At 46.1% G+C, this 16,743-nt stretch carries 16 protein-coding genes and 1 pseudogene; all 17 read left to right on the forward strand.

All coding sequences use genetic code 11. The features are described from left to right. Positions 1 to 3: 3 nt before the first annotated feature. Complete coding sequence (gene ssuE, locus MHH57_RS10680; RefSeq protein ID WP_029519116.1) at positions 4 to 534, forward strand: NADPH-dependent FMN reductase; 531 nt, start codon at positions 4 to 6, stop codon at positions 532 to 534. A gap of 107 nt (positions 535 to 641) precedes the next feature. Continuing rightward, positions 642 to 1,532: a LysR family transcriptional regulator gene (locus MHH57_RS10685; protein ID WP_029519117.1), complete on the forward strand. Its 891-nt coding sequence runs from the start codon at positions 642 to 644 to the stop codon at positions 1,530 to 1,532. 160 nt (positions 1,533 to 1,692) lie between these two features. Next, positions 1,693 to 2,544 carry a transporter substrate-binding domain-containing protein gene (locus MHH57_RS10690; RefSeq protein WP_029519118.1) on the forward strand — a complete coding sequence of 284 codons (852 nt, stop codon included), beginning with the start codon at positions 1,693 to 1,695 and terminating at the stop codon, positions 2,542 to 2,544. 76 nt (positions 2,545 to 2,620) lie between these two features. Next, positions 2,621 to 3,400, forward strand: coding sequence for an amino acid ABC transporter permease (locus MHH57_RS10695; RefSeq protein WP_029519119.1), 780 nt, complete (start codon positions 2,621 to 2,623; stop codon positions 3,398 to 3,400). Continuing rightward, entirely contained in the window at positions 3,397 to 4,107 is a 711-nt protein-coding gene (locus MHH57_RS10700; RefSeq protein WP_029519120.1) for an amino acid ABC transporter permease, read from the forward strand. The genes MHH57_RS10695 and MHH57_RS10700 overlap by 4 nt, the downstream gene beginning before the upstream one ends. Beyond that, positions 4,104 to 4,856, forward strand: a complete 753-nt coding sequence (locus MHH57_RS10705; protein WP_029519121.1) for an amino acid ABC transporter ATP-binding protein — start codon at positions 4,104 to 4,106, stop codon at positions 4,854 to 4,856. Before MHH57_RS10700 ends, MHH57_RS10705 begins: the two co-directional genes overlap by 4 nt. A 15-nt stretch (positions 4,857 to 4,871) precedes the next feature. Further along, entirely contained in the window at positions 4,872 to 5,888 is a 1,017-nt protein-coding gene (locus MHH57_RS10710) for an LLM class flavin-dependent oxidoreductase (RefSeq protein ID WP_165147282.1), read from the forward strand. A 56-nt stretch (positions 5,889 to 5,944) separates the two neighbouring features. Beyond that, complete coding sequence (locus MHH57_RS10715) at positions 5,945 to 7,102, forward strand: amidohydrolase (RefSeq protein ID WP_342435074.1); 1,158 nt, start codon at positions 5,945 to 5,947, stop codon at positions 7,100 to 7,102. Beyond that, a pseudogene (locus tag MHH57_RS10720) lies at positions 7,102 to 7,245 on the forward strand (dockerin); the annotation flags it as partial. The gene MHH57_RS10715 and the pseudogene MHH57_RS10720, both read left to right, overlap by 1 nt. Positions 7,246 to 7,616: 371 nt before the next feature. After that, positions 7,617 to 9,023 (forward strand): discoidin domain-containing protein, encoded by a 1,407-nt coding sequence (locus MHH57_RS10725; protein ID WP_342435075.1) that lies wholly within the window; start codon positions 7,617 to 7,619, stop codon positions 9,021 to 9,023. 249 nt (positions 9,024 to 9,272) lie between these two features. Next, positions 9,273 to 10,208, forward strand: coding sequence for an ArsR family transcriptional regulator (locus tag MHH57_RS10730; protein ID WP_069010209.1), 936 nt, complete (start codon positions 9,273 to 9,275; stop codon positions 10,206 to 10,208). Between the two features lie 198 nt (positions 10,209 to 10,406). Next, positions 10,407 to 12,131: an ABC transporter substrate-binding protein gene (locus MHH57_RS10735; RefSeq protein ID WP_049817073.1), complete on the forward strand. Its 1,725-nt coding sequence runs from the start codon at positions 10,407 to 10,409 to the stop codon at positions 12,129 to 12,131. A 107-nt stretch (positions 12,132 to 12,238) separates the two neighbouring features. Beyond that, on the forward strand, positions 12,239 to 13,192 hold the full coding sequence (locus tag MHH57_RS10740; protein WP_029519127.1) for an ABC transporter permease: 954 nt from the start codon (positions 12,239 to 12,241) through the stop codon (positions 13,190 to 13,192). Positions 13,193 to 13,207: 15 nt separating this feature from the next. Further along, positions 13,208 to 14,134: an oligopeptide ABC transporter permease gene (opp4C, locus tag MHH57_RS10745; RefSeq protein ID WP_029519128.1), complete on the forward strand. Its 927-nt coding sequence runs from the start codon at positions 13,208 to 13,210 to the stop codon at positions 14,132 to 14,134. Between the two features lie 13 nt (positions 14,135 to 14,147). Further along, entirely contained in the window at positions 14,148 to 15,131 is a 984-nt protein-coding gene (locus MHH57_RS10750) for an ABC transporter ATP-binding protein (RefSeq protein ID WP_069010208.1), read from the forward strand. Next, entirely contained in the window at positions 15,124 to 16,092 is a 969-nt protein-coding gene (locus tag MHH57_RS10755) for an oligopeptide/dipeptide ABC transporter ATP-binding protein (RefSeq protein ID WP_069010207.1), read from the forward strand. Before MHH57_RS10750 ends, MHH57_RS10755 begins: the two co-directional genes overlap by 8 nt. Before the next feature lie 266 nt (positions 16,093 to 16,358). Further along, entirely contained in the window at positions 16,359 to 16,628 is a 270-nt protein-coding gene (rpsN, locus tag MHH57_RS10760; RefSeq protein WP_029519131.1) for a 30S ribosomal protein S14, read from the forward strand. Positions 16,629 to 16,743 lie beyond the last annotated feature (115 nt).

Below are 16,743 nucleotides of genomic sequence, written 5' to 3' on the forward strand. Positions count from 1 at the left end.
AATATGTCCAAGGTTGTCATCCTATCAGGCAGTCCGTCTACACAATCCCGTTTATACGGCTTGATTAACTATACAACGGAGCAGTTGCAGCAGGCTGGAGCGGAGGTCACATTACTGAATGTGGTCGACTTGCCAGCGGAGGATCTGGTCACAGCTAACTTTAACAGCCCCGACGTCACAGCATCACTTGCATTGATTGCAGCAGCGGATGCCGTTATTGTGGCTTCTCCAGTCTATAAGGCGTCCTATTCAGGACTATTGAAAATATTCCTGGATTTGGTTCCGCAGGAGGGGCTAAGAGGGAAACCTGTCTTGCCTTTATTTATCGGAGGTACACTGGCTCACCTGCTGGTCATTGACTATGCGTTGAAGCCGGTTATTAATGCACTGGGCGGAAGACATATTCTTGGCGGGGTGTATGCAGTGGATCAGTGGGTCGAGCGTCTGCCAGATGGAGCATACGGGTTGTCCGAAGAATTGGTTGCACGGTTGGAACGTTCTGTTAAAGAACTAAATGAGCTATTAAAATTATAGATATTTTCAATATTTCCATTGACAGGTCGTTCAGTGAGTTTTATGATACAAAAAACCAAGTTAACTTATTGGATAAATGTATATAAAACTTACTGGGGGACTTGCGTATGAATATCGAGAATATGGAAGCCTTTGTATACGTGAATCATTATGGGAGCTTTAATAAGGCGGCAGAAGCCTTGTTCTTGTCCCAGCCCTCTGTTACAGCCCGGATTCAGACGCTAGAGCGCGAGCTAGAATGTAAGCTGTTCGACCGTCAAAGCAAGCAAACGGTTCTGACGGAGTATGGACGAAAGTTTCTTCCTTATGCGGAGCAGATGCTTCAGGTGCTGCAAAAAGGGAAGCAAAAGCTCCAACAGCGTAAGAAAGCCCCTCAACAAATTCGAATTGGCTGCACGATATCGGTGTCGAACTACATTATTCCAGAGATATTAAAGCAGCTTCGTGCCCGTTATCCAGAGGTTAACTACAAAATTGTGACGGCAACGACGGATCAACTGGTACATAAACTGTTGAACCGTGAGGTAGACATTAGTTTTGTCCGTAAAGTGATGCATCCGGCTATCCGTACGCTTGCTTTTTATGAAGATCCGATTTCCCTGTATGTATACGACGGCCATCCGTTTATGAAGACAGGAAAGGCCAGCATACAGGATATTCAACGTGAAACACTGGTGTTTTTTGAATGCGGATCACTAGATTGGATGAGAATTCATCGCGCTTTTGAATCACTGGAGCAGCCACCAGACATTGCTTTTCAGGTAGACAATGTGGTCACGGCCAAAAAGCTGGTATTGGAAGAAGCGGGTATTGCCTTCTTGCCAGATGTCTGTGTGAACCGTGAAGTAAAAGATCAGAAACTGTTCCGTATCCATGTTCCAGAGATAGCTAGGGTGTCGATGCAGATTAGCATAATTGCGACCAAAGAAGACTGTGCAGTAACCTCAGATTTTGCAGATGCACTGACAGAAGGTTTCCGGAGTGCTGTTTTGTTATAGAAAAGTTCTATAGCTTGGTGGATTGACGTATAGGTATCCAGGTGTTAAATTAATCACATCCTAAAACCGATTAAACTTATAGGAATTATGTATGATAGAATGTTATAGCTACCATGTATGTCGCAAACTGCTGATATACAAAGAGATGAGGGGGATTCATATGAAAAAGTGGTTTGCAATATTGTCTGTTATGGCAATCATCCTGGTGTTGGCAGGCTGCGGTTCCTCAGATAACGCGTCCAGTGCGTCAGGTTCAAGCGGAGACGTGAAAAAAATTATCGTAGGCACAGGTACTCAATTCAAAAATGTATGCTTTATTGACGAAAACGGAAATTTAACAGGTTTTGATGTGGAACTGATCAAGGAGCTGGACAAGCGCCTACCTCAATACGAATTTGAATTCAAAACGATGGACTTTGGAAATTTGCTGCTAAGTCTCGATGCCGGCAAGATTGATCTGGTATCGCATCAAATGGAAAAAAACCCGGAGCGTGAAGCCAAGTATCTGTTCAACAAAAATCCATATAGCATTTTTCTGAACAGAGTCGCTGTAGCGAAGGATAACAATACCATTCATTCCATTGATGATTTGAAAGGGAAAAAGGTACTTACCAGCCCAACCAGTAATGCGGCGTATGTGCTAAAAGAATATAACAAAAACCATGGAGATGCCCTGAATATCGTTTATACGAGTGGTGCGGCCAATGATACGGTGCAACAAATTACGAGTGGCCGTATAGATGCTACCGTTACGACAGACTTTGCGAACCGTTTTAACACCGATGAAAAAGGAGAAGTAGCTCTGAAAACCGTTGGTGATCCTTTGACTCAATCGGATGTACTGTATGTACTGAATAAAAATGAGCAAGGATTGGCGGATGACCTGGACAAAGCCATTCAGGAAGTGAAGGACGACGGTACGCTGTCGAAGCTGAGCATTAAATGGCTTGGAGAGGATTTCACGAAGTCTCTGGAAGATGTGAAAAAGGAAGGTAACAGCAGTAAAAAGTAAGGATAGACTTGGACATTTCAGCGGTCAGGGTACTCTATGTATTCTGACCGCTGATGTATAGAAAGGAGGCAGGCATATGAGCAGAGAGTTCAATATTGACTATGTTTTTAGCTTTATCCCGAAAATGCTGTCTTACTTACACATCACCTTGTTTATTGTAGCAAGCTCGCTTGTATTGGGGCTTATCATTGGTCTGTTGGTTGCGCTGCCTCGCATGTATAACATTCCATTTCTCAAACGTGTTTCTCAGGTGTATGTTTCCTTTTTTCGCGGAACACCTATTCTAATCCAATTGTTTCTGGTGTATTACGGCCTGCCAGAGCTACTAAAGCTGGTAGATATCAATTCCTCCAGATGGGATGTGCTGTGGTTTGCTGTAGCGACCTACGCACTCAATAGTGGAGCCTTTATTTCCGAAATTATCAGGTCAGGAGTAGAGGCAGTAGACCGAGGACAAATCGAGGCTGCACAGTCCGTCGGCATGTCAGGCTATCAGACCTTTACACGTATCATAATGCCGCAAGCGCTGGCTGTGGTGATTCCGATATTTTCCAATCTGGTGATTGGCAATCTGAAGGATACCTCGCTGGCATTTACAATCGGAGCGATGGAGATGACAGGGAAATCACAGACATTAGGGTCGGCTACCCAGCATTTTGTTGAAACCTACATCGCGTTATCCCTTATTTATCTGGTCATCAGTCTGATTTTACAAAAATTGTTCAGGGTGCTGGAAAATACGCTTCTCCGGCATGAGCATCGGGATGAAGTGCAGAAAGAACCCGAAAAACGAAAAAGTTTTGTGGTGCGCTACTTGAGAAGTCCTCGTCTGAGTAAAGGAGGTAAAGGCATATGAGTCTGGATTTTGGATTTATATATACTGCCTTTTTAGGGTTGTTCTCCGCGTTGCCCAACACCTTAATGATTACGGTGGTTTCTGTACTGGCAGGGTTGGTCATCGGTATGATAACGGCGCTGGCGCGAATCTATAAGGTTCCTGTGTTGTCCCAGGTTTCCCACGGTTACGTTACCTTTATCCGTGGCACACCGATGCTGATGCATTTGCTGCTTATTTATTTCAGTTTGCCTTTGTTAATTGATGCGGGAGCGAAGCATTTCGGCTGGCCGCTGCAATCCAAAGATGTTCCTTATATGGTATTTGCACTCATTTCGTTTTCCATTACCAGTGGCGCGTATATGTCTGAGGTCGTCCGTTCTGGAATTCAATCGGTCAACAAGGGGCAGATCGAGGCGGCTTATGCTGTCGGGATGACGACGTGGCAAGTGCTGAGACGGATTGTATTTCCGCAGGCATTCGTGGTGAGTTTGCCAAATCTGACGAATTCCGTTATTGGGATGCTTCATGGCTCTACCTTGGCTTTCACGGTTTCTGTCACAGAAATCCAGGCACAGGCTGAAATTCTGGCATCTACCAACTGGAAATATTTGGAGGTATATATCGCAGCTGCACTGCTATTTTGGGGCTTGACGGTATTGATCGAGCGAATATCTGGGTTGGTGGAGAAAAAAATCAATGTGTTTAATGGAGGTCGAGCATCATGATCCGTCTGCAAAATATTACGAAGTCGTTCGGCAAACATGAAGTGCTTAAAGGCATTGATTTGACCGTGAACAAAGGCGAGGTCGTCGTTATTTTAGGCCCGAGCGGTTCAGGAAAAACGACTCTGCTACGCTGCATTAATTATCTGGAAAAGCCGAATGATGGGGAAGTCAGCATTGGAGATTTTACAGTGAACTGCAAGCGACCTGCGAAGAAGGATGTTTTGGCTCTACGCCAAAAGACGGCTATGGTTTTCCAGCAATACAATTTGTTCAAGCATAAAACAGCACTGGAAAATGTCATGGAAGGACTTGTCGTTGTCCGCAAGGTCAAGCAGGAGGAAGCGAAAAAAATTAGCATTGAAGTGCTGGAAAAGGTCGGTCTGGGTGAAAAGCTAAATCATTATCCAAGCCAGCTATCCGGCGGGCAGCAGCAGCGTGTCGGCATAGCGCGTGCTTTGGCGCTGAACCCGGAAGTGATTTTGTTCGATGAGCCGACTTCGGCGCTGGACCCTGAACTGGTGGGTGAGGTGTTGTCGGTGATCCGCAAGATTGCGAAGGAAGGCATTACGATGATTGTCGTTACACATGAAATGGGCTTTGCGCGCGATGTTTCAAATCATGTGGTATTTATGGATGGCGGTCATATTATCGAGGAAGGCACACCGGACGACATTTTTAACCACCCCAAAGAGGAACGTACCCAACAATTCCTGAAACGGATTACACCGGAATATAACTATTCAATTTAGACGGGAGAGGGAGACATGAGTATTAAAATCGGAGTATTGGATCAAAGCCCTATACACGAGGGGGAAACGGCAGCGCAGGCCCTTCGTAATACGATTAAGCTAGCACAGCGTGTAGAGGAATTGGGTTTTACGCGCTTCTGGGTATCAGAGCATCACGATTCCGAGCAGGTTGCGGGCTCTTCGCCAGAGGTACTCATTTCCCACTTGCTGGCACGCACTGAGCGTATTAAAGTCGGTTCTGGTGGAGTGATGCTTCAGCATTACAGCCCTTATAAAGTAGCCGAAAACTTTAATGTGCTGTCCTCTCTTGCACCGGGTCGCGTAGATTTGGGAATCGGACGCGCACCGGGCGGGTTGCCGAAATCCACACAGGCGTTACAACGAAACGTTCATGATGCGCCTTCTCTCGAAGAAAAAATTGATGAAGTAAGTCGCTATATTCATAATATTCCGTCTGAAGAAGGACCGTTAGCCGGGTTACAGGCGAATCCGATTCCAGAAACACCGGCAGATATTTACGTTTTGGGTACAAGTACAGACAGTGCTGGAATTGCTGCGCGTTTGGGGTTGCCCTACGTTTTCTCGCAATTTATCAATAGTAATGAGCAGGTTGCATTGGACTCATTCCGTACGTATCGGGCGTCTTTCGATTATAGTTATGGACGTGAGCCGAAAGCTCTTTTTGCGCTTTCAGTCATCGTAGCGGACACTTCCGAGGAAGCTGCAGAGTTAGCAGGGGAGCACAAGCTGTACAAAATTCATCTGGCCAGTGGCAAGACGGCTACGGTGGGCACGTTGGAAAGTGCAGAAAAGTTTGGCAAGCAATCGGGTGAAGAATATACAATTGAAGCTACACAAGCGCAAATTAACAAAGGGAATAAAGACGAAATTTATGCTGTCCTGACGGAAATTCAAGCGAAGTATCAGGTCGATGAGCTGATCGTTACGACAGGAATAAGAGATATACACAAGCGCGTGCGCTCGTTCGAGTTGTTGCATGAAGCTTTTGCCGGATTGCCTGTGCAGTCCTAGAAATTGTTGGTCTGAGAGAATTGTAACTATTTTGGGTTCACGAAGGAGGAATAGGGATGAGTGGATCAACCGGAACGAAGGAGCAGGTTTTGGAGCAGCAACTGGTGGATATTCGCCGCCATCTGCATCGAAATCCCGAGCTATCTAACGAGGAGTTTGAAACTACCGCCTTTATCCGACGTCTGTTGGAAGAACAGAACATAACGATTCTGGATGTGCCGCTGCGTACCGGATTAGTAGCGGAAATTGGCGGACGGCAGGAGGGACCAACTGTCGCGCTTCGTGCAGACATTGATGCGTTGCCTATTCAGGAGGAAACGGGATTGCCTTATGCTTCGGTGCATCCTGGCAAGATGCATGCCTGTGGGCATGATTTTCATACCGCGTCCTTGTTGGGAGCAGCCATACTGCTGAAGCAGCGAGAGCAGGAGCTGAAAGGCACGGTTCGACTGGTGTTCCAGCCAGCTGAGGAAAAGGCTAAAGGCGCTGTCCAAGTGTTGGACAGCGGTGCGTTGGAAGGGGTGCAGGCCATATTTGGCCTGCATAACAAGCCGGACCTGCCCGTAGGCACGGTCGGCATCAAAGAAGGTTCGCTAATGGCAGCGGCGGATGGTTTTTACATCGAGGTGGAGGGTCTGAGCACACATGCTGCAGTGCCGCATGCAGGGATTGACCCCATCGTGGTATCGTCACATATCATTACGGCGCTGCAATCCATTGTGAGTCGGAGCATTAATCCGCTGGATAGCGCGGTCATTAGCGTCACGAAGCTGCATAGTGGCAATGCCTGGAACATCATTCCAGACCGCGCCCATTTGGACGGAACAATTCGCACATTTGACGAGAATATTCGCGCTCAGGTGACTGAACGGTTCGAGCAGGTCGTAAAAGGTGTTGCCGATGCTTTCGGCACGAAAGCAACCATCCGCTGGATCGAGGGTCCGCCACCTGTGCTGAATGACGGTAAGTTGGCCGCCATCGCGGAAGAGGCGGCGGAAGCGGTCGGTCTGGATGTCGTTCGTCCCATACCATCCTCGGCGAGCGAAGATTTTGGGTTTTATCAGAAGAACATCCCAGGTGTATTTGTCTTTGTCGGCACTGCGGGAAGCCAGGAATGGCATCATCCTGCCTTTGATTTGGACGAACGTGCGTTGCCGGGAACAGCGAAGCTACTGGCTTCACTGGCTGAATCGGCATTGAAATCCATAAAGTAGAGCATGAGCCTAGGGGTGGTTTTCCTGTGCCAACTATTATGTGGGCCGGAACTTCTCCCAAAATAACAGAGTGGGATACCTGGATGTTGCGTTATACCTGGAGCCAAGTCAAGAAGGATACTACTCGTTTTCCTACCCGCTAAAAAATGCTAGAGTAGTGTGAAAAAGCTTATAAATAGAGCCGTTTATTCCAAAATCAAATTCTGTGATGGAATTGATTCAGTGAATAAACGGTTTTTTCATTTTATAAAATACCAGTTTTGTGCATGCCAAAGAGTAAGTATATGTCCCAAAATACGATTAAAAATCCTAATTTAAATCATTAAGGAAAATATTGACGATGCAATAATCCAGTGATAATATGATTTGTGATTATTTACAAAAAACGACAAGGAGGATTGATAGTGTACTCTTGATCTCCTAGATTAGTTCGCAAACACGAAAAGAGAGCTGATAGAGATCATCGTTTCAGGAAAACTACTGCAATAATACAAATGGATATGGAGGTACATACATGTTGAACAGAAAAGGAATGATGGCTTCTTTTTCAGTAGTCATTGCTAGTTTATTACTGATGGGAAACGCTAGTTTTGTATCAGCGGATTCTCATCTAAACGGGAATTCTGTGGTTGCGGCAACGGGTGATTCGACATTGGCTGACATGCCAGCTTATCTCAAATCATCGGTGGAATGGGTTTGGAAGAATAGAATGCTGACCGAAGGCTCGACGGCTCGTAAAAATACGATTTTTGATCAAATTTTTGCGGGAAAAGGGACTCTTAATTATGTTATACGCTGGCAATCTTCTAAGCCCGTTACACTGAAGCAACGCCAAGATATTGCTAAAATGATAGATCGGCAGATGAACCATTGGACAGATCATCTTCAAGGATATGACGGCTGGCCTTATAAGAATATTAAAGTAAAAGTGGTAGGCTGGGCTGTTGCTGATCCTTCACTGCTGCTGGACAAGCAGCCGGATGAGGTCGTTTATACGGATACCATTACAGATACACTAGCTTCTGAAAAACCGGAAATTCCCGCTGCACTTCCCGTTGCGCCTAATGAAATATCCCGATTTGAGCATTTTTCGGACCCAAACTATTCTTATCCGGGTGGATTGGATAAACGCTTTGATATGTATCTCTGGGCCACAGAAAATTTTGACGGGGGAGCCGGCGGCGACTGGGGACAGCGTATGAATGATGAATACGTTCTGAGTACGGTGAATTCGGATGAGATTGAGATTACTGAACATGAAATTGGGCATGGATTTGGATTAAACGATTTTTATGAAGAACATGAGCGTCCACCAGGTGGATTCCCAACGAACACCATTATGTGGGCCGGTAATTCCGATCATATCACCGACTGGGATATCTGGATGCTGCGTTATACCTGGAGTCAGCTCAAAAAAGATACTTCCCGTTTCCCAATCACGGCTAAAGACGACGATGGCCCAATTGAAACAGATCCTGATAAAATCGTGAACATAGCACCTGCGGCAACGGCTAGCAGCTCCTATACTTCATCTTGGGAAAATGTAAGCGCGCTAAACGATGGATTTGAACCTGCTAATTCTAATGATCGAAGTCATGCCGTGTATGGTAACTGGCCTGAGACAGGTACACAATGGGTTCAATATGATTTTGATCAAGAGTATACGGTGTCTCAAACGGATGTCTATTGGTTCCAAGATGGCGCTGGCATTGATGTTCCTAAGTCTTACAAGATTAAGTATTGGAATGGTCGCAGCTGGTCTAATGTCAAGCAGGCTAATGGATTGGGTACTTCGGCAGACCAGTATAATACGACTACTTTTACGCCTGTAAAAACAACGAAATTAAGAATTGAAATGGTATCCAAAGGTTCAGCATCCACAGGAATATTAGAGTGGAAAGTAGCAGCTAACAAACTTTAAACATCATATTATTTGTCCAAAGGTTGTCTCCTGCGATATTTGTGGGAGACAACCTTTTCTAATTCATAGCTGAACAGTTAGGGTCTGATGAGATCAGGCTTTTTTTGCGCTTTGATTATGATGCTTATTACGTTCATATTTGTATCTGTGTTTTGCTAAACTCTCGTAGAAAGGGACACTAAGAATGAACGGGTGTACGATAGTATGTATAATGGACATCAGACATGAAAGAAAAGAGGACAGAAAGCGATGAGTCATGACGTGAATGCTCCTTACGATGTACATGTAGCATATGGACCGGTGTTTGAGTTGCTCAGCAGCTTACACACCTTTATTTGCCGCAAGGCGTACAAGAAGACCGATTTATCAGCCGGGTGGGCGGAGCAAGTGCGTGGAACGCTGTCTCCAGGTTTGTCCGAATTGCTGGAGTCCATGGAAATCAATGCAGATTGGAAGATCTTTTATGGACTCGTCTGTATGCTTTCTGATCAGGGGAAGGTTGAAGAGGTCGTAGACCGTCTGGAGAACCGGACTGTACAGGAATTAAATGAACAGGCATCAGCCTATGGAATCCCGCTGCCTGACGACATGGAGAAGCTTCGCAAACTTGCTTTGCAACTGCTATCTGGCTGGGACGAAGAGTATTTTCGCCATGTGGATATAAGTATTCTAAGCGGTCTGGAACAAGAAGCTGAACGAAGAAATAAGGAGAAGGGCATATATAGCTCTATGGAGTGGGTGGATCGTACCACTAATGGCTTCCTGTTCGAGCCTTCCGAAGGACTGACGCGCGTGTTGCTGGTGCCTCAATACCATTTTCAGCCGATAAATATTATTTATCGATTTGGGTCGCTCCTGTTGTGCCATTACTCGGCAGGAATTTATGTTCAGGAGGACGATTTTTTATCCCCACAGGAATATCGAATGATCCGAAGCTTGGGGGAGAAGAGCAGGCTTAGGATTTTAAAATATTTGTATCAAAGCCAGTCTCCACGAACCTTTATTGAGATTGTCCGTCATCTCAAGCTGTCCAAGGGAATCACGCACGACCATATTTTTAAGCTCCGGGCCTCCGGCTTCATTCATGCACATTTTGATGGAGAAACATTACTCGGATATAGCGCACGGCTTTCGGCTGTGGATGAAATGCATCGGAGCATTTTTGGCTATATGGAGCGAAATTAGGCTGCACGCACCCGTCAGACTTTAACACTTTAAACAAATAGACGTCGATCATTTGGAATCCAGATGAGTTGACGTCTTTTTTTTACATAAAAAATGTAGTTCTCCCTTTACAGAACCCCAATAAATTCCTATAATGAGGTTTATCTTCTTAATCACAACTTGTTCTATCGGAATTTAATAATTTAACTCGGGGGGATTATGTTGAAAAAGAGTATTATTTTACTTAGCAGTCTACTTCTGGCGAGCTCTATTTTGCTGGCGGCTTGCTCTAACGGTGGACCGGACAGCTCCAACAATGCTACTGCCCAAAATAATGGGGACACACAGACAGCTACTACAACGCAGCCATTAACAAGTTTGGTAAAGGCCTCTGATATGTCCAAATTGCCGGAAGTGTCCAAAAAGAGAAGCGACACGATTATTGTGGGTCTGACTGACCCAGCCGGGGTGTTTACTCCGTATTTTAACCAAAGCGGCTATGACGGCAACGTGATTTCGCAATTGTGGACTCCGCTGGTCACAGTAGACGAGAAGGGGCTTCCGCTGCCCAATCTGGCTAAGAGCTGGGATATTTCTAAAGATAATCTAACGTATACATTTCATCTGGTTCCCGGTACTAAATTCAGTGATGGCTCCCCTTTGACAGCAGAAGATGTCGCTTTTACTTGGACGTTGATCTATGACAAAGCCTATCCTGGCGACAGTCAAATCCGAAAGCTGAACATTAAAGGCGGCAACGCCTATACGGAAGGCAAGGCAAAACAAATTGCAGGAATCAAGGTAATTGATGCGCAGACCATTTCTGCGACGTTGGAAAAACCTAACGCGTTGGCTCTGCCGATTCTGGGTGAATATGTACTGTCCAAAGCCTACTACGGCAAGGATTATAAGTTTGGACAGCTGGATTATTTTAAGAATCTACATAGTAGTCCTCTGGGGAATGGGGCTTATAAGCTGGAAAAATTTATTCCGGGGCAAGAAGTTCGTCTGGAGGCGAATGATCACTTTTTCAAAGGCAAGCCGAAAACACAGCATTTCATTTACAAAACAGCAGAAGGCGATGCTTGGCAGTTTATTGAAACGGGCGATACCGACTTTGCATCCTTCACCGCAACTCAGGAAAATATTGACAAACTGAAAGGGCTTGGCTTTTTAAACATTTTGCCGTATACCCCTAGCACTTACGGATATTTGCAAGTAAATCTAGAAAATGAAAAGCTTAAGGATAAAAAGGTTCGTCAAGCATTGACCTATGGACTAGATCGGAAAAGTATTTATGTCGACGCAGCTCAGGGAGCAGGGGCAGTCGCAAACATTCCAGCTTCCCCAATATTCTGGTCTTACACGACCGAAGGAATCAATCCATACAACTACGACCCGGAGCAAGCGAAAAAGTTGCTGGATGAAGCGGGTTGGGTGGAAGGTAGTGACGGTATCCGTGAGAAAAACGGACAGAAGCTGACCATTCACCTGCTGACCTCTAAACGTCCAGAAACAGACACCTTTATTGCGCTTGCGGCTGAAAATTACAAAGCGATTGGTGTTGACCTTCAGCCGGAAATCTTTGCAGACTTTAATGCAATGGTAGCCAAAGTAGAAGGTAAAGATTATGATCTCGCCGCCTTCTCGACAGGCATGCTGACAGATCCATCGGATGGAATCGAGCAATTCGTTAATGGAGAAGTCAAGGGATATAACAATCCAAAGGTAAAAGAGCTATATGAAAAAGGCTTGTCTACGACGAATATGGAAGAACGCAAGAAAATATATAAAGAATTATATGTGCTGCTAAACGATGAACTGCCCGTTATTTTTACCAACTATAAGAAGACGGTGTATGCCTACAATGGTCGGATGGAACATGTAAAGGTCAGTCCGTTCATTGGCTTGTCTGGTAATCTGTTCGAATGGTCCCTTAAATAAGCCACATTTGCGGGCCCCTTGTGAAGAACATCAGGTTCGGATCAAGGGGCCTCCCAAATGGGGGAAACGTAATGAGTAGCCTGACCTTGAATTGAAAGGAGTCTGTCATGAGCTCGTTTTTAACGAAAAGACTGACGTATATGGTTATTATTTTGTTGGCCGCATCGATGATGATTTTTTTCCTGTATGCCATGACACCGGGAGATTTCATTAGCGGCAATCTGAAGCTGTCGCCAGAGAGAAAGGCGGAGCTGAGGGAAATTTACGGCCTAAATAAGCCTATTCTTGAACGCTATGGAAATTGGCTAGGCAATGCGCTGCATGGCAATTTTGGCTATTCGCTTGCCCAGCAGAAGCCGGTGCTGACCTTATTTAATGAATATATCTGGAACTCGTTTTTGCTGGCCGTTATATCGACCTTCCTGACCTGGTTTATCGCGGTCATTATTGGTGTGGTTGCTGCTTATAAGCAGTATTCATGGTTTGATACTTTGGTAATGGTAATGATTTTCGCTGCCATGTCTGTGCCCTCTTTTTTTATCGGACTGTATCTGATTAAAATCGCAGCGGTTGACCTGAAGTGGTTGCCACCCGGTGGCATGCTCAATACGGGCAGTAACGCTACAGGTATGGAGTATGTGAAGGAGGTTCTCCAGCATATGACCTTGCCAGTGATCGTTATGACGCTGCTGGGACTGGGGTCGTTGACCCGCTACTTCCGTAGCAATATGATCGACGTGATCCAGCAGGATTATATACGCACAGCCCGTGCAAAGGGCTTAAAGGAAAGAAAGGTACTTTTTACGCACGCATTGAGAAATGCATTACTGCCTGCCATTACGCTCGTTGGCTTCGAATTACCTGCGCTGTTTGGCGGGTCCCTGATTATTGAAAAGATTTTTAATTGGCCGGGGATCGGTCAGTTGTACATGCAATCCTTTTCGCTCCGGGATTATCCGCTACTTATGGGCTTTACGATGCTAATTGCCATATTGAGCGTGATCGGGACACTGTTGTCCGATATTTTGTATCGCATCGCGGACCCGCGTGTGAAAGTGTAAGAAGGGGGCTAAGGAATGTCATCCGTGAGCAGTAATTTGAGCAAGAGCAACGGCAGACTGCAAGCAACTGTTAAATCTTCAATGTGGCAGCAAGCGCTCCGGCAGCTGTTCAGAAACAAGCTTGCTATGGCTGGTCTGCTCGTCGTGGTATTTATGTTTTTGCTCTGTTTTATCGGCCCGCTATTTTCTCCTTATTCCGATAATAAAACAAATATATTAATGATGAACAAGGCGCCAAATATCCATCACTGGTTAGGAACAGACAAGCTGGGACGGGATGTGCTGACACGTGTGATGCAGGCAGGTCAAATTTCTCTTACCGTGGGTTTGGCTTCCATGGTATTGTCAGTCTTTTTGGGGGCTACGCTGGGGGTCATATCCGCATATTTTCGCGGGATTGCAGATCAGATTATTATGCGCGTTGCTGATTTGCTGCTGACAATTCCCAGTTTGCCCCTGCTATTTATTATGGGCGCGCTGCTATCTGATTGGAAGGTTCCACCCGATCAACGGATGTATATTGTCATGCTGATGCTTAGTCTGGTCAACTGGCCGGGGATTGCACGGATGGTGAGGGGCCAGATGCTTAGTTTGCGGGAACGTGAATTTATGCAAGCCGCGACGGTACTGGGACTCTCGAATCGTCGAAAGCTGTTCAAGCATCTGCTGCCGAATATTTTACCGTTGTTGATCGTTATCGCTACATTGAATATTGGCGGAGCTATCTTGAGTGAATCTGTACTCAGCTTCTTTGGCCTTGGCGTGCTACCCACGACACCAACTTGGGGCAATATGATTGATGCCGCTAACAATGTGCTGGATTTTCAGCAACGACCGTGGTTGTGGATACCGCCAGGACTGTCTATTTTTGCTACAGTCATCGCTATTAATATTTTTGGTGACGGGCTGCGGGATGTACTTGACCCGAAACATAAGAGGTAGGTGATCATACACCATGGACAATTTACTTTCCATTGAACATTTAAGCACTCATTTTTATACAGAAGAAGGAACGGTTAAAGCGGTGGATGATATCAGCTTCCGTGTGAAGCCGGGGGAAACGGTATGCATTGTCGGTGAATCGGGCTGCGGCAAAAGTATTACCGCGATGTCGATCATGGGTCTCATCCAGAGTCCTGGTGGTAAAGTGGCAGGCGGAAGCATCCGTTTTGAGGAAACCGATCTGCTAGAGCTTAGCAGAAATGAGATGCGCACGATTCGCGGGCATGAAATATCCATGATCTTTCAGGAGCCGATGTCTTCATTGAATCCAGTCATGACCATTGGTGAACAGCTATCCGAACCACTGATTGAGCATTTGAAAATAGGCCGTAAGGAAGCTCGTAAGCGAGCACTGGAGCTGATCGAACAGGTCGGTATATCCCGGCCGGAGCAGATTTTAAAAAGCTATCCGCATGAACTGAGCGGAGGAATGCTGCAGCGCATTATGATTGCCATTGCTGTTTCTTGCAGTCCCAAGCTGCTTATCGCGGATGAGCCAACCACGGCGCTGGATGTAACGATTCAGGCGCAGATTCTCGATATGCTGCGTGAATTTAAAGCCCAATCCAATATGTCGCTCATGCTAATCACTCATGATCTGGGTGTTGTCGCCGAAATGGCTGATTACGTCATAGTGATGTATGCAGGCAAGATCGTCGAGGAAGGCGAGGTGGTACAGCTGTTCAATCATCCCAAGCATCCTTATACACAGGGGTTACTAAAGTCCAAACCGGTGCTTAATCAGCGCCAAGAGGAACTGTATTCCATCCCCGGGCAGGTACCTAATCCGCTGGAGCTGACGACTTCCTGTTATTTTCACGACCGCTGTGGGTATTGCATGGACATTTGCCGTATAAAAGAGCCTACATTAAAAGAAGTTTCAGCTCAGCAGAAAGCATCCTGCTGGCTATATGAGGAGGCGGTTGTTCATGGCTGAGCCATTGTTGGAAATAGACCGCTTAAAAACATACTTTCCCGTGAAGTCCGGGTTTATGAACCGTACTTCAGGACATGTGCGGGCGGTAGACGATATCAGCTTTACAATCCGTCAGGGTGAAACCTTCGGGTTGGTAGGGGAATCGGGGAGCGGTAAAAGCACGGTGGGCCGCACGATTGTTAGATTGACGGATAAAACGGACGGTACCGTAAAATACAAAGGGGTGGATCTGCACAGCTTGTCTGCCAAAGCGATGCAGGAGCTTCGTCCTAAAATTCAGCTGATCTTTCAAGACCCGTATAGCTCGCTGAATCCCCGTGTACGGATTGGTGATGCCATTGGTGAGGCGCTACTGGATCACGGTATAGCTACCAAAGAGGAGGTCCGGCAGATTGTGCTGGACGTGCTCAAGCTATGTGGATTGTCCGAATATCATATCGACCGTTTCCCCCATGAATTTTCGGGAGGTCAACGTCAACGGATCGGCATTGCCCGAGCGTTGGCGCTTCAGCCGGATCTAATTATCGCTGATGAGCCGGTATCAGCGCTGGATGTGTCCATACAGGCGCAGATTATTAACCTATTCGCCAAATTGCAGGCCGAACGGGGTTTGACATATTTGTTCATCTCGCATGATTTGAGCGTGGTGGAACATTTGTGTTCCCGTATTGGCGTGATGTATCTAGGCTCTATGGTCGAAACAGCTTCGCGTGACGAGTTATTCGGCAATCCGCTGCATCCGTATACGAAGGCGTTGCTGTCGGCTGTGCCTATTCCGGTGCCGAAGTTGAAAAGAGAACGAATTTTGCTCAAGGGGGATATTCCTAGTCCGGTTAATCCGCCTTCGGGCTGCAAATTCCATACTCGCTGCCCCTTTGCCATCGGGCGTTGTTCTAAAGAGATTCCACTCTATCGTGAGGCACGTCCAGATCACTGGGTAGCTTGCCATTTGGCTGAATGAACAGAGCTAGTCAACAAATTTTAAAGCCGTTGAAACGGCAGACCGATCACAAGAGTGAAAGGGGTCTACTGTTTCAACGGCTTTTTAATGTTGTTGTGATTCAAACCGCTTGGGTTGACAACACGCTTGGAGCAGCGTTATATTAAATAGTAATCGTAATTATTACTATTTATGGTGTGAAATCATGTTCATATCCGTGTTCATCAATCTCGTGGTAGTGATGGTGAACCTTCATGATTGGCATATAACACAAGGAGGAGCTTTACATGGCCAAGAAGTCAAAAGTCGTAAAAGAGAAGAAACGCCAGGAAATTGTAGCTAAATATGCGGACCTGAGACGTGAATTGAAAGCAAAAGGGGACTACGAAGCTTTGCAAAAGCTTCCGCGTGACTCATCTCCAACACGCCTGAAAAGCCGTTGTGAGCTGACAGGAAGACCCAGAGGATACTTGCGCAAATTCAAGCTGTCTCGTATAGCGTTCCGCGAGTTGGCACATCAAGGCCAAATTCCAGGCATTACGAAATCAAGCTGGTAAACAGGCACTTATGTTGATCGCCAGCGCATGTAGATTATCTGTGTTGTTAACTTGAGGGTATGTCTGATAGAAGGCTGTAACGGGAATGCTTCATGTCGTAGGGTGACATGGGGCA

Origin of the sequence: Paenibacillus sp. FSL H7-0442 (assembly GCF_038593105.1) — a bacterium.
GTDB classification, from domain to species: domain Bacteria; phylum Bacillota; class Bacilli; order Paenibacillales; family Paenibacillaceae; genus Paenibacillus; species Paenibacillus polymyxa_D.

Excerpts from the sequence above, each read along its gene's own strand:
- MHH57_RS10685 (WP_029519117.1), top strand. The coding sequence starts at position 642 with ATGAATATCGAGAATATGGAAGCCTTTGTATACGTGAATCATTATGGG.
- MHH57_RS10730 (WP_069010209.1), top strand. The coding sequence starts at position 9,273 with ATGAGTCATGACGTGAATGCTCCTTACGATGTACATGTAGCATATGGA.
- MHH57_RS10695 (WP_029519119.1), top strand. The coding sequence starts at position 2,621 with ATGAGCAGAGAGTTCAATATTGACTATGTTTTTAGCTTTATCCCGAAA.
- MHH57_RS10750 (WP_069010208.1), top strand. The coding sequence starts at position 14,148 with ATGGACAATTTACTTTCCATTGAACATTTAAGCACTCATTTTTATACA.
- MHH57_RS10690 (WP_029519118.1), top strand. The coding sequence starts at position 1,693 with ATGAAAAAGTGGTTTGCAATATTGTCTGTTATGGCAATCATCCTGGTG.
- MHH57_RS10710 (WP_165147282.1), top strand. The coding sequence starts at position 4,872 with ATGAGTATTAAAATCGGAGTATTGGATCAAAGCCCTATACACGAGGGG.
- MHH57_RS10715 (WP_342435074.1), top strand. The coding sequence starts at position 5,945 with ATGAGTGGATCAACCGGAACGAAGGAGCAGGTTTTGGAGCAGCAACTG.
- rpsN (WP_029519131.1), top strand. The coding sequence starts at position 16,359 with ATGGCCAAGAAGTCAAAAGTCGTAAAAGAGAAGAAACGCCAGGAAATT.
- MHH57_RS10735 (WP_049817073.1), top strand. The coding sequence starts at position 10,407 with ATGTTGAAAAAGAGTATTATTTTACTTAGCAGTCTACTTCTGGCGAGC.
- MHH57_RS10705 (WP_029519121.1), top strand. The coding sequence starts at position 4,104 with ATGATCCGTCTGCAAAATATTACGAAGTCGTTCGGCAAACATGAAGTG.
- ssuE (WP_029519116.1), top strand. The coding sequence starts at position 4 with ATGTCCAAGGTTGTCATCCTATCAGGCAGTCCGTCTACACAATCCCGT.
- MHH57_RS10700 (WP_029519120.1), top strand. The coding sequence starts at position 3,397 with ATGAGTCTGGATTTTGGATTTATATATACTGCCTTTTTAGGGTTGTTC.
- MHH57_RS10740 (WP_029519127.1), top strand. The coding sequence starts at position 12,239 with ATGAGCTCGTTTTTAACGAAAAGACTGACGTATATGGTTATTATTTTG.
- MHH57_RS10755 (WP_069010207.1), top strand. The coding sequence starts at position 15,124 with ATGGCTGAGCCATTGTTGGAAATAGACCGCTTAAAAACATACTTTCCC.
- MHH57_RS10725 (WP_342435075.1), top strand. The coding sequence starts at position 7,617 with ATGTTGAACAGAAAAGGAATGATGGCTTCTTTTTCAGTAGTCATTGCT.
- opp4C (WP_029519128.1), top strand. The coding sequence starts at position 13,208 with ATGTCATCCGTGAGCAGTAATTTGAGCAAGAGCAACGGCAGACTGCAA.